Here is a 12629-nt window from a genome sequence, read left to right as displayed (position 1 = left end):
ACCGGCGTCCGCCACCCGAGCACCTCACCTGGCGTCGATGGGGTGCCACCGGACAGCGGTGACCATGATGGGCGGCTGGTGCTGCTGGTGCGCGCACCACGGTGGCGAGGCGGTCGGGGTGATGGTGGCGCCTTGGCCGCGCTGCGATGGTCGTCGTTCGGTTCGGCGGACCGGGTCCCCGAGGATGGCGTACGCGGCTATGACCTGTTGGAGCCTGGTGTTCCAGGCACCGGCCGTGACGTCGACCGGCGCGACCGGGCGCCGGGTGCCGGGGTGGTGCTGACGCAGCAGAGCATGGTAGGCGCGCCGCATCTGTTCCTGGATCGCTTACGGGCTCAGCCCCAGGACGGCGTAGAGGTCGGTCGGGGCGAGCACCGACGAGGTCGTCCCGTTCCAGACGCCCGGGGCCATCATCCCGGGTTCGGCCGCAAGGCCATCCGTAGGCGGTGTGGGCGCGTCGCCGCCTTCGCCTAGGACCTCGGCCACGAGTGGGTTGATCTGCCCTGCCGGGGCAGACCCGACGCAGCGGACGTGACCCTATGGAACCGCGGGCAGTGTAGGGATGGTTTCGTCAGGCTTGCCCCACCCCGGGTCAGGCGCCGACCGCGGGATCACAGCTGTGACGGTTGGGTTGAGGTCGGAGTGAATGACGCGGGCGATGGACTCAACGGTGGTGACTCCGTAGGACATGGTCGGGTTGTCCATGGAGAGCACCACGATGGTGTACCAATGCTGGGGCCACGTGAAGGCCCCGATGCTGTTGATGCGCCAGCCGTGAGTCGTGCGGGGCAGCCACCCGTCCTTGACGTGGACGGTGACGCTTCGCGGCGCACCGGCGGGCACGCCCCACCGCTGAGAAGAGATCACCTGCGCCATGAGACCCAGCGCATAGGTGCGCGAGTTGCTGGAAAGGATCGTGTTACCGCGCAGCAGTATCCGCAGCAGGAGCATCTCGTCGTGCGCGGTCGCCTGTGTGAGACCCCAGTAGCGGCCGGGCCCGAGAACGGTCTGCGTCATCCCAGCGAGGTTGAGGAAATGCTGGATGTAGGGGTGCTCAAGCTTTGCCCACAGCGCGGAAGCAGCGTTGTTGTCGGACTGTGTGATCATGGCACGGAGCTGGCTCGCCTCCGTGCTGGTCAGGTACCTGTGCTGATCCAGCGCCTTTCGCAGCATCGCACCCAGGATGATCACCTTCACGATGCTGGCCGAGTCGAAGTGCGAAGATCCGCTCAGAGAGCAGGTGAGCCCCGCGCCCGGGTCCTCGACCCACACGGCCACCGTGGACGAGCGGCCGCTCCGTGCTGTCCGGATGTCGCGGGCCAGCGCGGCAGCCAAGGCCGGGTGCGACGCGGACGTGCAAGCGACCGCGGTGTCAGCTGACCCACTCGCGGCCGGCGTGGCCACGCCGGAACTGGTCGCGTGCTGACCGGTCAGCGACGGACCCGCCGTGGCGACGGCGGGCGCGGCAGCGGAAATCGACGAACCCAGCAGCACGGTGGTCGCCGTGACGAGTGGCAGCCCGTGCCGCGACCTTCTAGGAACCCGCATCTCTCCGCCCCCCTAGAGTCCACGTCGGGAGATAGCCAGTCAGACACCACACCCATCACCTTGATGCTCCCCGCGCTGACCAGGCCCCGCCATGGCCCTAAGGAGCCATCTTCGAAGCCCCACCGCCATCCGTGTGGCAGCGTGCTGCCGGGCCGTCCTGCCCAATCCCCGGCGAAGGTGACGTCGAAGACGGCCGGCCAGGAGACCGGGCGGCGGCTGGCGAAGTTGGTGACGGACCCGCGGCACTCATGCCGTCTTCCCCCGGACGACATGTCTACGAGGTGGTGTGGGGGACGGCTCTCGACCCCGAAAAGTTGCCCCTGTGGCGCGACTTGCCCAGGGCGCACCGTGAGCGACGTGGCCAAGGTGAGCAACCTCCAGCAGCGGTGACGTGGGCCGCCGGGGCTCGGCTGGCAGCCGGACGGCTAGCCCGACCCGCCGAGGTCCACGTCGTACGCCTCGTACACCAGGTCGGCGCCCTTCTGGCGGTGGCGCACGAGCAGGCCCATCAAGGTCGTGACCTCCTCGCGGAAGGCTGGCAGGTCCGCCGTCGTCCCGCCGTGCTCGAGAACCGCGAGGTACGCGTCGATGTCCTCCCGGTACCGGTCGTGCTCCCTGGTGAGCCGCCGGACCTGGCCCTCCAGGCGGGGATCTCCGCGCCGCACGCTGTCGTAGAGACCGCCGGGCCCCTCGGTGAGGTCGATATGGTCGCGGAAGTCGTGCGCGAGCTCGGCCAGCGCGGCACGCACCCGCTCGCGCCAGGCCCCGCCGCGCGCGATCGGCGAGGCGAGGGCCTCGTCCACGGCAGCCACGGAGTCGCGAAGCTCGGCCCGGTGGTTCCTGACCCGGTCGAGATAGGTCGCGAAGTCCGCGTCCATCGGCACCTCCCGGCTCATAGTCCCGCGGCCCGGCCCAGGCGTCCAGAGACCTGACACCAGCCAGCACTAGCCTGTGCTCGTGACCGCGCTGGTGCCGTTGGCCATCGCTCCCGGTGCCGCCGCGGGCGAGGCCCTCCCCGTGCTGCGCCGGGCCCTGGACGGCGAGCTCGCGGTCCTGCCGTATGCCGCCGGAGGCCGTACGCCCGAGGTGCCCCAGGGTGCCGGTCCGGACCCTGCCACCGCCCTGGTGGTCGGGACGTCCGGGTCCACCGGGACGCCGAAGCTCGCCATGCTGCCGGCTGGCGCCCTGCTCGCCAGCGCCGCGGCGACCCACGAGCGGCTCGGCGGCCCTGGCTCGTGGCTGCTCGCGATGCCGCCGCACCACATCGCCGGGGTGCAGGTGCTGCTCCGGTGTCTGGCGGCCGGCACGCAACCGGGCTTCGTCGACCTGTCGCACGGTTTCAAGGCCCGAGCCTTCACGCAGGCAGCTGCCAGGCTGGCTGGCGACCGTCGCTACACAGCGCTGGTGCCCACGCAGCTGGTCCGACTGCTCGACGACCCCGAGGCCACGTCCGTTCTCGCGACGTTCGCCGCCGTGCTGGTCGGCGGAGCCGCGACTCCGCCGGCGCTGCGGCAGCGGGCGCGCGCGGCCGGCGTCCCGGTCGTCACCACCTACGGGATGAGCGAGACGTCGGGAGGGTGCGTGTACGACGGGGTCCCCCTGTCGTGCAGCCGGGTCCGCCAGGGCGCCGATGGCCGCATCGAGCTGGGTGGCCGGACGCTTGCCACCGGCTACCTGGGCCGCCCGGACCTCACCGCCGAGGCCTTCCGGCCCGACGCCGAGGGGGGCCTCTGGTTCCGCACCGACGACCTCGGACACCTGGACCCCTCGACCGGCCGGTGGCTCGTCGACGGACGGGTCGACGACGTCATCGTGACGGGCGGCCTGAAGGTCGCGCCGAGGGTGGTCGAGGACGCCCTGACCGGTTTGGCGCAGGTCGCCGAGGCCGTCGTCGTGGCGACCGCCGACGAGCGGTGGGGCCAGGCGGTGAGTGCCGCGGTGCGGTTGCGCCCGGGGGCCCGGACCCTCAGCCTCCCGGAGCTCAGGGACCTGCTGCGGGGGCGGCTGCCGGAGCACGCGCTCCCCCGTCGTCTGCTCGTGGTCGAGGACCTGCCACACCGTGGCCCTGGCAAGCCCGACCGGTCCGCCGTGGCGCTGTTGTTCACCCGGTCGAAGTCCGCCCACCCGGCATGACACGATGGAGCCATGCTTCGGGTGCTCCCCTGGCTGCTCACGCTGGCCCTGACGATCTACGCCGTCGTGGACTGCATCCAGACTGACGACTCAAGGGTCCGGAACCTGCCCAAGCTGGTGTGGGTCCTGCTGATCCTGGTCTTCCCGCTGGTGGGGTCCATCGCCTGGTTCCTCGCGGGGCGCCCGCAGCGGCCCCAGAGCGGGCGGGGGCCAATTCACCGGCCTCCGCCCCCGCGTGGCCCCGACGACGACCCGGACTTCCTCCGTAGGCTCTGAGCAGTACCCGCGGCGCACCACCTCCCCGCACCTTCCGCCCATACCACCGGCAAGCGAGAACCCCCCGAATGGCAACCCTGTCGCAGTGGATCGCCGGCGCGCGCCCGCGCACGCTCCCCGCAGCCATCGCCCCCGTCGTCGCCGGCACAGCAGCCGCCGCTCCCCTTGGCCACGCCAGCGTGGGTCTCGGGCTCCTGGCTGTGCTGGTGTCCCTTGGCCTGCAGGTGGGGGTCAACTATGCCAACGACTACTCCGACGGGATCCGGGGCACGGACAGCGACCGAGTGGGTCCGGTCCGGCTGGTGGGGCAGCACAAGGCCGACCCGGAGAACGTCAAGCTCATGGCCTTCGCCTTCTTCGGCGCCTCCGCGCTGGTCGGCCTGGCGCTGGTGGCGCTCAGCCAGGCCTGGGTGATGATCCCGCTCGGCGCCCTCGCGGTGGTCGCCGCGTGGAAGTACACGGGCGGCGACAACCCCTACGGCTACCGCGGTCTGGGTGAGGTCTACGTCTTCCTGTTCTTCGGCCTGATGGCCACGCTGGGCACCCTCTACACCCAGGCGCACCGCCTCACCTGGCTCGGTGTCGCTGCCGCCGTCGGGGTCGGCTGCATCGCCTCCGCAATCCTGGTGGCGAACAACCTGCGTGACATCGCCAGCGACCGCGAGAGCGGGAAGGTGACGCTCGCCGTGCGCCTGGGCGACCGGGGCACCCGGGTGCTCTACGTCGCGCTCGTGGCGGTGTCGCTGGCGATGCTGGTCCTGGTCGCACTGGAGTTCCCCTGGGCCTGGCTCGGCGTCGCCGCCTTCGGTCTGCTGTGGAAGCCGCTCCGGGCTGTCACCGGTGGCGCGACAGGCCAGGCGCTCGTGCCCGTGCTGGCCATGACCGGGCTGTTCGAGGTCGGGTACGCCGTGCTGCTCGCGGTCGGGATCGCGACCAGCCACGCCGCGCGGGGTTAGCAGCATCTTCGGCGGGCCGGCTGCTCCGTGCATAGCAAGGGGTAGCCCTGGCACATCACAAGCACGCGGTGGCTCCCGTCCCGAGCTAGCGGTACTCCTCGTCCTGCCGCCTCGGCCGTACCTCGGCCCCACGCCCCGGGCTGGGGAGGCCGGACGTCGGCTGGCGACCGTCCGGGTCGGCCGTCGGCCCAGAGGACCCACTGTCCTGCGCATCCTCGGCGTTCTCGTCGGCCCCCTGGACCGCTCCCGGGCCGCGCTGCCGGTTCTCGGCACGGCGGCGTACCCGTTCGGCGAGCTGCTCGGCACTCTCCTGGCGGAACCGGGCGAGGACGAAGTACGACAGCACCATGGAGATCAGGGCACTGAGCACCAGCAGCATCCACTGCTGGTCCGCCCCGCGGAGCCCGAGCAGCCAGAGCAGTGAGAGCACCCCGAAGAACATCAGCAGGCGCAGAACGGAGTAGCGGAGCATCTAGAGTCCCGAGTAGGAGTGCTGGCCGACGAAGAACACGTTCACGACGGCGAAGTTGACGATGACGCACGCGTAACCGGCCAGTGCGATGTAGCTGGCCGTCTGGCGGCTGATCCCGCTCGTCGCCCGCGAGTGCAGGTAGGCGGCGTAGACCACCCAGATGACGAAGGTCCAGACCTCTTTCGGGTCCCAGTTCCAGTACGACGCCCACGCCTGTCGCGCCCAGATCGCCCCCGCGATGAGAGTGAACGTCCAGAGCGGGAAGGCGACGATGTGCAGCCCGTACGCGGTGCGCTCGATCGCGCCCGTCTCCGGGAAGCGGTCCAGCACGCTGGTCCGTCCGGCCCGCTGGACGGCGTCCTTGACGAGGTAGATGCCGGTGGCGGCCGCGCCGATGGTGAACACCGCCGTGGCGAGCACCGCCACGGTGACGTGGATGACGAGCCAGTAGGACTGCAGCGACGGCATGACCTGGGCGGCCTCGGTGTACCAGACGCGCAGCGCCATCCCGAGCACCAGCAGGACCGGGGCCGTGACGAACAGCCCCAGCCAGCGCAGGTCCCGCCTGGTCGACCACAGGGAGTAGGCCAGCACGGTGAACATGGACCCCATGACCGCGAACTCGAACATGTTGCCCAGCGGCCAGCGGTGTACCGATAGGCCACGCAGGACGACGCAGGCGAGCAGGAGCAGGCCACCGAGCCACGTCGTCGTGGACGCCACACCCGCCGCCTTGCGCGCCCGCAGCGGTACGTCGTCGTCTGTGGCGCCGGCCCCCCGCTCGCCGGACGCGGCCCGGGTCGTGCTGGTCGACGCCCCGGCCGCCACCAGCTCGCGGTCGGGCGCGGTCCGGTCGCGCGCCGGGAGCAGACCGGCGAGGTACGCGGCGTGGCAGAGCATCGCGAGGGTGAAGACCGCCATCGCGGAGTAGAGGCTCAGGTTCGCGTACTCGGCGAGTGTCTCGTTGGTCATCCTCGGTCACTCCATCTGCTGCCCGCACCCAGTCGACTGGGCGCCGGGTCGGGATCGGTTTCGGGTGGGCGCGGCATCCGGTCTTGGACGGCGGTGAGGACGTCCTGGACGACCCGGTCCAGCCCTTCGTCGTCGCCCTTGGCCATGCCCGCGACGGTCACCACGGTACGGCCCGCCGGACCGGCCGGCGAAACGCGCAGGAAGACGCGCCGCCGTCGCACGACCAGCGACGCGACGAGCCCGGCCAGAGCGAGCAGGGCCGCTGCAAGGGTGACCAGCTTGCCCGGGTCGTGGCGAATGGACAGCCCGGCGAACCGGTCCACCCCGTCGAACGTGATGCTGCCCCGGTCGCCGGGCAGGGTGATGGTCTTCCCCGGCTCGAGCCACAGCCTCAGGGGCTCACCCTTGTCGTTCTTCACCTGCGTCATCTCGGCCGTGTCGAGCACGTACACCGACTGCGGGCGGCCGCCGGGGAACAGCTGCCCCTCGAAGAGGGTCAGCGCGAGCGCAGGCTTCTTCGCGTCCGGGAAGACCGAGATGGGTCCCTGTTCCCTGTCGACGAGCGCCGTCGGCAGGAAGAGCCCGGAGAACCCGAGCTGCTTGCCGGCGGCACCGGGCACCTTGATCGCGCCCACAGAGGTGTAGTTGTTGTCCCGGGCCAGGAACGGCGTCGGACCGCTGTAGACCTCGTTGCCCCTGGCATCGCGCACCGTGACCACCGGGGCGTAGCCGTTGCCCAGGAGGAAGACGCCGGCCCCCTGCATCTCCAAGGGATGGTTCACCTTGATGGTGGACCGCTGTGAGGCAGCCCCCGGCGTCGCGGTGGTGGTGACATGCGCGGTGAAGTCGCGGGGCTGGCCGAACTGCCCCCGGCCAGTGACGTTCTCCTCGAAGGTCGCGTCGAGGCGGTCGACCCTGAGCGTGAAGGGAGCCAGCGTCTGCGGGTCGACCCACGGGCCGGGCGCGAAGGTGTCATAGCGCAGCAGCGTGTTGGCGAACGTCTGGCCCACCGGCACGATGACGTCACCCTTCCAGCCGAAGAGGTGGCCGATCGCGACACCCACGATCACGAAGATCAGGGCGACGTGGAAGACGAGGTTGCCGGTCTCCTTGAGGAAGCCCTTCTCCGCGCTGAGCGAGTCCAGGTCGTGGGCGTGCGTGCGGAACCTCTTGCGGGCCAGCACCTCTCGGGCCGCCTCCAGGACGGCACCCGGCTCGACTGCGACCTCGGCGACGCGGTGGGCGGAGAGCCGCTCCAGCCGGGCCGGAGCCCGGGGTGGGGTCGCGCGCATCGCCCGCCAGTGCATCCGGCTGCGCGGCAGCACGCAGCCGACCAGGGAGATGAAGAGCAGCAGGTAGATCGCGGCGAACCACGGCGACGCGTAGACCTCGAAGAAGCCCAGCCTGTCGAGCCACGGTCCGGCCGTGGGGTGGCTGGCGATGTAGTCGGCCGTCCGGGCTGCGTCGATGCTGCGCTGCGGCCAGATCGACCCGGGCAGCGCAGCGACGGCCAGCAGCAGCAGGAGGAAGAGGGCGGTGCGCATGCTGGTCAGCTGCCGCCACATCCAGCGCAGCCAGCCGGCAGCCCTGAGCTGTGGTTGGGTGACCTGCTCCACCACTCAGATCACCGTCCGGAAGCCGCTGACCAGGCTCGCCTGGAGGTAGCGGGTGAAGGACTCCCAGACGCCGCTCACCAGGAGCACGCCGATCGTGAGCAGCAACGTGCCGCCCAGCAGCTGGATGCCACGTTGGCGCCGGCGGAGCCAGGCCGAGACCGCGCCGAAGCGCTCGTAGCCCGCGGCGATCAGCAGGAACGGGACACCGAGCCCCAGGGAGTACGCCACAGCCAGCACGATCCCCCTGCTCACCGCCCACTGGTCGTCCGTGAGCGTCGCCAGGACGGTCACCGCACCGAGGGTCGGTCCCGTGCACGGCGCCCACCCCAGCCCGAAGACCGCCCCGAGGAGTGGCGCCCCAGCAAGTCCTGAAGCGGGCCGGCGGTGCAGCTTCAGCTCGCGCTGCGTGCCGGCGCCGAGGAACACCAGCGCCATGGCGATGACCAGGACCCCGCCCACTCTCATGAGGACCCCGTGGTGGCGCACCAGGCTGGCCCCCACGCCCGCGATGAAGGCGGTGGTCGCGATGAAGACGACGGTGAAGCCGAGCACGAACAGCAGCGCGCCGAGCACCATCCGGTGCCTGCTGCGCTCTTCCAGCGACTCGTCGGAGAGGCCGGTGACGTACCCGAGGAAGCCAGGCACCAGCGGCAGTACGCAGGGAGACGCGAAGGAGACCATCCCCGCTACCAGGGCCACCGCGAGCGCGACCGGAAGGGCTCCGGACGTCACCGTGTCCGTCAGGTCGGCGGTCATCGTCCCGGGTCTACTTCTCGGCCAGGACGTCGTCGACGAGGCCGGTCAGCGTGGCGGCCGTCACCTGGCCGGCCACACGCGAGGCGATGCGGCCGTTCCGGTCGAGGACGAGGGTCGTGGGCGGGTACAGGGCCTTGCCCTGGAGCGCGAGGATCATGGTCCCCGACTGGTCGTCGAGCGACGGGTAGGGCAGCCCGTGGCGCTTCGCCGTGGCGGCACCCGACGCTGGGTTGTCGCGGGTGTCGACTCCCATGAAGGCCACCGGCTTACCAGTCGACCGGAGCGCGTCGGCCGCCTTCTTCAGCTCGGGTGCCTCGGCCTCGCACGGCGGGCACCAGGAGGCCCAGACGTTGAGCACGACGACCTTCCCCGCGGCCTGGGACACCGCCCAGGACGAGCCTTCGAGCGTCCTTCCCGAGAGCTGCACCGGCGTGCCGCGCTTGCTGGCCGCGATGGTCTCGATGCTGCCATCCCCGGAGACGTAGCCCTTGCGGCTTCCGTCCTGGGCCTGCGCCGCGATGCTGTTGGGGTCATGGCCGCAGGCCGCGGCGCCGACTGCGAGCAGGCACGCCAGCAGCACGCCCACGGCCCGAGGCGCGGGCCGTGGGCTCACCCGGTGCCCCCGTGGCTGGCCGCCAGCAGCGCGGCGGCAGGCTCGCAGTACGTCACCGAGGCAAGCTCGTCGTCGTGGTAGGTCAGCGTCGTCAGGGAGGCCAGCCGGCACTCACGCTTGCGGGGGTCGTGCCACAGCCGGCGGTTCATGAGCAGGTTGCGGGCGGTCCAGATCGGAAGCTGGTGGGAGACGATCACGGCCTCGTGGCCACGGGCCGCGTTCCGTGCGTCCGCGATGGCCTCGACCATCCTGGCGCCGATGAGGTCGTAGGCCTCACCCCACGAGGGTCGCAGGGGGTTGGTGAGCTTCGACCAGTGTCGCGGGTGGGCGAAGGCCGAGGGCCGCATGCCTGCGACTCTCGCCCCTTCGAAGAGGTTTCCGGCCTCGATCACCCGGTCGTCCGTCGTGACCGGCACCCCGTGCGACGCGGCGACGGGCGCGGCCGTCTCCTGGGCGCGCAGCAGCGACGACGCCACGACGTGGGTGACGTCGTGGTCCTCCAGGTGCTGGGCGACCGCTCGCGCCATCTGCGCCCCCAACGTCGACAGGTGGTACCCGTCCAGCCGGCCGTACAGCACGCCCTCGGGGTTGTGCACCTCGCCGTGGCGCAGCAGGTGCACCACGGTCCGCTCCGCAGGGCCGGTCATACGTCGATTGTCGCAAACGCTCCGGCCGCCGCGGACGCCGCGGCCGGTAGGGCGGCGAGCACTCGGTCCACGGCCGCGTCGTCGTGGGCGCCGCTGACGAACCACGACTCGAAGGCGCTCGGCGGGAGGTACACGCCCTGGCTCAGCATGGAGTGGAAGAACGCCGAGAAGGCGGGCACGTGCTGCGCTTTGGCCTCGTGGTAGCTCGTCACGGGCTGGTCGCGGAAGAAGACGCTGAACATGCTCCCGGCCCGCTGCACGACGTGCGGCACCCCCGCCCTCGAGAGCTCCTGGTCGACGGTCGCCGTGATGGCGTCCGCCACCTCGCCCAGACGCGTATAGAGGTCGGGGGTACAGTGCCGCAGGGTGGTCACGCCGGCAGCCGTCGCCACGGGGTTTCCGGACAGCGTCCCAGCCTGGTACACCGGGCCCAACGGTGCGAGCAGGGCCATGACGTCCGCACGGCCCCCGAAGGCCGCTGCCGGGAAGCCGCCACCCATCACCTTGCCGAAGGTGACCAGGTCGGGTGCACCAGCGGTGTAGGGACCCTCGAGCCCGAACCATCCCGCCTCACTGCACCGGAAACCCGTCATGACCTCGTCGGAGATCAGCAAGGCACCGTACGCAGCCGTGACCCGTCGCAGCCCCTCGGTGAACCCCGGGGCGGGTGGCACGACCCCCATGTTGCCCGGCGAGGCCTCGGTGATCACGGCCGCGATCTCGGCGCCGCGCTCCGCGAACGCGGCCTCCACCGCGCCGAGGTCGTTGTACGGCAGGACGATCGTCTCGGCCGCCATCTCCTTCGGCACTCCCGCCGAGTCGGGCAGCGCGAACGTCGCCACGCCCGAGCCCGCCTGGGCGAGCAGCGAGTCCACGTGACCGTGGTAGCAGCCGGCGAACTTCACCACGAGGGAACGGCCGGTGAAGCCGCGGGCCAGCCGGATGGCGCTCATCGTGGCCTCGGTGCCGCTGGACACCAGGCGCACCTGCTCGACCGGGTCCACGCGAGCGACGATCTCCTCCGCCAGCGCCACCTCGTTCTCGGACGGGGTGCCGAACGAGAACCCGCGGGAGACGGCCTCACGCACGGCGTCGACCACGGCGGGGTGACCGTGTCCCAGGATCATCGGCCCCCAGGAGCAGACGAGGTCCACGTACTCGCGGCCGTCCGCGTCCTTGAGGTACGGACCTTCACCGGACACCATGAACCGGGGCGTTCCTCCGACGGCGCGGAACGCGCGGACCGGCGAGTTCACCCCGCCCGGCGTCACGGCGAGGGCGCGGTCGAGGAGGTCCTGCGAGGCGGGAGCGTCGAAGGGGTATGCCGTCATGCCACCAGTGTCCCAGCCGGTCCTGAGTGGTGCCTGGACGGGTCCCGTCGCTCAGGCCTGGTCGGTCACTGGCCGGGTCCCGGTCGCTCAGGCCTCGTCGCAGGACGGCAGGTCGCCCGAGCCGAGGATGGCGTCACGGACGGCCTCCATCGCGACGCCGAGCGTCTGGAACTGCTCGGGCGCCATGGTGTCGACGATGTGCCGACGGACGCTCTCGACGTGCACCAGTGCCATGTCGCGGACCGAGCCCAGGCCAGCCTCGGTCAGGACCAGCTCGACCCCTCGGCGGTCCTCCAGGCAGGACTCGCGGCGTACCCAGCCACGCTTCTCGAGTCGCGCCGCGGTGTGCGTCAGGCGGCTTCGGGACTGGACCACGAGGTCCGCCAACGCCGACATCCGCAGCCTGCGGCCGGGCGCCTCGGACAGCATGGAGATGATCTCGTACTCCGACAGCTGCACGCCGTGGGACTGCAGGTCGCGGTCGAGGGCGGCCTCGAGGAGTCGGCTCCCACGCAGGTACGCGCGCCATACGCCCTGCTCCTGCTCGGACAGCCAGCGCGGCGTTGCGGCTGACCCCTGCGAGGCGGTGTCGCCAGCGGCAGGCGTCGTCGTGGTGCTCATGGTGCTCAAGTATTCCACTCCCCAGGCTTGGTTGAAATATAAACCAGTTCTGCTATGTTGAACACAGTGACACCGCGGGAAAGTCCCGCAGCGGAACCCCGAACCACAGGAGACAGCACATGACCAGCATCAACGACATCCCCGCCGGCACCTGGAGCATCGACGCCGCGCACAGCGAGCTCGGCTTCGTGGCCCGCCACCTCATGGTGACCAAGGTCCGCGGCTCCTTCAAGGAGTTCGAGGGCACGGTCAAGGTGGGCGACGCCATCGCGGACTCCCAGGTCACCGCCACCGCCCAGATCGCCTCCATCGAGACCGGCTCGGCCGACCGGGACGCGCACCTCAAGTCCGCCGACTTCTTCGACGCGGAGAACAACCCCACGATGAGCTTCGTCTCCACCGAGGTCACCGAGGACTCGCTCACGGGCAACCTGACGATCAAGGGCATCACGAAGCCGGTGACCTTCGACCTGGAGTTCACCGGTCTGGCCACGGACCCGTGGGGCAACCAGAAGGCAGGCTTCGAGGCCACCACCGAGATCAACCGCAAGGACTGGGGCCTGGAGTGGAATGTCGCCCTCGAAGGCGGCGGCGTGCTCGTCTCCGAGAAGATCAAGCTCAACCTGGACATCCAGCTCACCAAGACCGCCTGAGCCCCACCCAGCCGCCCGGCATACCGGGCACCGAG

17 protein-coding genes are annotated in these 12629 nt (G+C 70.9%); 5 read left to right on the top strand and 12 right to left on the bottom strand.

Annotated features, from left to right (window positions below):
* Window positions 1-24: 24 nt before the first annotated feature.
* From PHA84_RS06630 to PHA84_RS06620, 3 genes are read right to left on the bottom strand one after another with little or no spacing between them, the layout of a single operon-like run.
* Window positions 25-312: a hypothetical protein gene (locus tag PHA84_RS06630; protein WP_270887314.1), complete on the bottom strand. Its 288-nt coding sequence runs from the start codon at window positions 310-312 to the stop codon at window positions 25-27.
* 15 nt (window positions 313-327) lie between these two features.
* The gene (locus tag PHA84_RS06625; RefSeq protein WP_270887313.1) at window positions 328-486 is read right to left on the bottom strand and encodes a hypothetical protein; all 159 of its coding nucleotides are present in this window, start codon (window positions 484-486) and stop codon (window positions 328-330) included.
* Between the two features lie 51 nt (window positions 487-537).
* Complete coding sequence (locus PHA84_RS06620) at window positions 538-1191, bottom strand: serine hydrolase (protein ID WP_270887312.1); 654 nt, start codon at window positions 1189-1191, stop codon at window positions 538-540.
* Between PHA84_RS06620 and PHA84_RS06615 the strand changes: the two genes are divergently transcribed.
* Window positions 1184-1426, top strand: coding sequence for a hypothetical protein (locus PHA84_RS06615; protein ID WP_270887311.1), 243 nt, complete (start codon window positions 1184-1186; stop codon window positions 1424-1426). The genes PHA84_RS06620 and PHA84_RS06615 overlap by 8 nt on opposite strands.
* 547 nt (window positions 1427-1973) lie before the next feature.
* Here the strand turns inward: PHA84_RS06615 and PHA84_RS06610 are convergent.
* Window positions 1974-2426 carry a hemerythrin domain-containing protein gene (locus PHA84_RS06610; RefSeq protein WP_270887310.1) on the bottom strand — a complete coding sequence of 151 codons (453 nt, stop codon included), beginning with the start codon at window positions 2424-2426 and terminating at the stop codon, window positions 1974-1976.
* Between the two features lie 79 nt (window positions 2427-2505).
* Between PHA84_RS06610 and menE the strand changes: the two genes are divergently transcribed.
* The 3 genes from menE (at window position 2506) to PHA84_RS06595 (ending at window position 4913) form a co-directional block, all read left to right on the top strand.
* Window positions 2506-3681, top strand: a complete 1176-nt coding sequence (menE, locus tag PHA84_RS06605; RefSeq protein WP_270887309.1) for an o-succinylbenzoate--CoA ligase — start codon at window positions 2506-2508, stop codon at window positions 3679-3681.
* 12 nt (window positions 3682-3693) lie between these two features.
* The gene (locus PHA84_RS06600; protein ID WP_270887308.1) at window positions 3694-3957 is read left to right on the top strand and encodes a PLD nuclease N-terminal domain-containing protein; all 264 of its coding nucleotides are present in this window, start codon (window positions 3694-3696) and stop codon (window positions 3955-3957) included.
* 68 nt (window positions 3958-4025) lie between these two features.
* Complete coding sequence (locus tag PHA84_RS06595) at window positions 4026-4913, top strand: 1,4-dihydroxy-2-naphthoate polyprenyltransferase (protein WP_270887307.1); 888 nt, start codon at window positions 4026-4028, stop codon at window positions 4911-4913.
* A gap of 85 nt (window positions 4914-4998) precedes the next feature.
* Here PHA84_RS06595 and PHA84_RS06590 read toward each other — a convergent pair whose 3' ends face one another.
* From PHA84_RS06590 to PHA84_RS06555, 8 genes are all read right to left on the bottom strand, one after another.
* A complete protein-coding gene (locus tag PHA84_RS06590) occupies window positions 4999-5385 on the bottom strand; it encodes a DUF4229 domain-containing protein (protein ID WP_270887306.1) in 387 nt (128 codons plus the stop codon).
* Window positions 5386-6357: a c-type cytochrome biogenesis protein CcsB gene (gene ccsB / locus PHA84_RS06585; protein ID WP_270887305.1), complete on the bottom strand. Its 972-nt coding sequence runs from the start codon at window positions 6355-6357 to the stop codon at window positions 5386-5388. It lies immediately after the preceding gene.
* Complete coding sequence (resB, locus tag PHA84_RS06580) at window positions 6354-7976, bottom strand: cytochrome c biogenesis protein ResB (RefSeq protein ID WP_270887304.1); 1623 nt, start codon at window positions 7974-7976, stop codon at window positions 6354-6356. The genes ccsB and resB overlap by 4 nt, the downstream gene beginning before the upstream one ends.
* Complete coding sequence (locus tag PHA84_RS06575; protein ID WP_270887303.1) at window positions 7977-8729, bottom strand: cytochrome c biogenesis CcdA family protein; 753 nt, start codon at window positions 8727-8729, stop codon at window positions 7977-7979. It abuts the gene before it with no gap.
* Window positions 8730-8739: 10 nt separating this feature from the next.
* The gene (locus PHA84_RS06570; RefSeq protein WP_270887302.1) at window positions 8740-9342 is read right to left on the bottom strand and encodes a TlpA family protein disulfide reductase; all 603 of its coding nucleotides are present in this window, start codon (window positions 9340-9342) and stop codon (window positions 8740-8742) included.
* Window positions 9339-9989, bottom strand: coding sequence for a histidine phosphatase family protein (locus PHA84_RS06565; protein WP_270887301.1), 651 nt, complete (start codon window positions 9987-9989; stop codon window positions 9339-9341). Before PHA84_RS06565 ends, PHA84_RS06570 begins: the two co-directional genes overlap by 4 nt.
* Complete coding sequence (hemL, locus tag PHA84_RS06560; RefSeq protein WP_270887300.1) at window positions 9986-11320, bottom strand: glutamate-1-semialdehyde 2,1-aminomutase; 1335 nt, start codon at window positions 11318-11320, stop codon at window positions 9986-9988. The genes PHA84_RS06565 and hemL overlap by 4 nt, the downstream gene beginning before the upstream one ends.
* A gap of 87 nt (window positions 11321-11407) precedes the next feature.
* Window positions 11408-11941 carry a MarR family winged helix-turn-helix transcriptional regulator gene (locus PHA84_RS06555; protein ID WP_270887299.1) on the bottom strand — a complete coding sequence of 178 codons (534 nt, stop codon included), beginning with the start codon at window positions 11939-11941 and terminating at the stop codon, window positions 11408-11410.
* Between the two features lie 119 nt (window positions 11942-12060).
* Between PHA84_RS06555 and PHA84_RS06550 the strand changes: the two genes are divergently transcribed.
* On the top strand, window positions 12061-12594 hold the full coding sequence (locus PHA84_RS06550; RefSeq protein WP_270887298.1) for a YceI family protein: 534 nt from the start codon (window positions 12061-12063) through the stop codon (window positions 12592-12594).
* Window positions 12595-12629: the final 35 nt, after the last annotated feature.

Origin of the sequence: Pedococcus sp. 5OH_020 (assembly GCF_027812955.1) — a bacterium.
Classification (GTDB): Bacteria; Actinomycetota; Actinomycetes; order Actinomycetales; family Dermatophilaceae; genus Pedococcus.
Note: the sequence above shows the minus strand (reverse complement) of the source record. Positions and strands in the feature narration are given on the sequence as shown.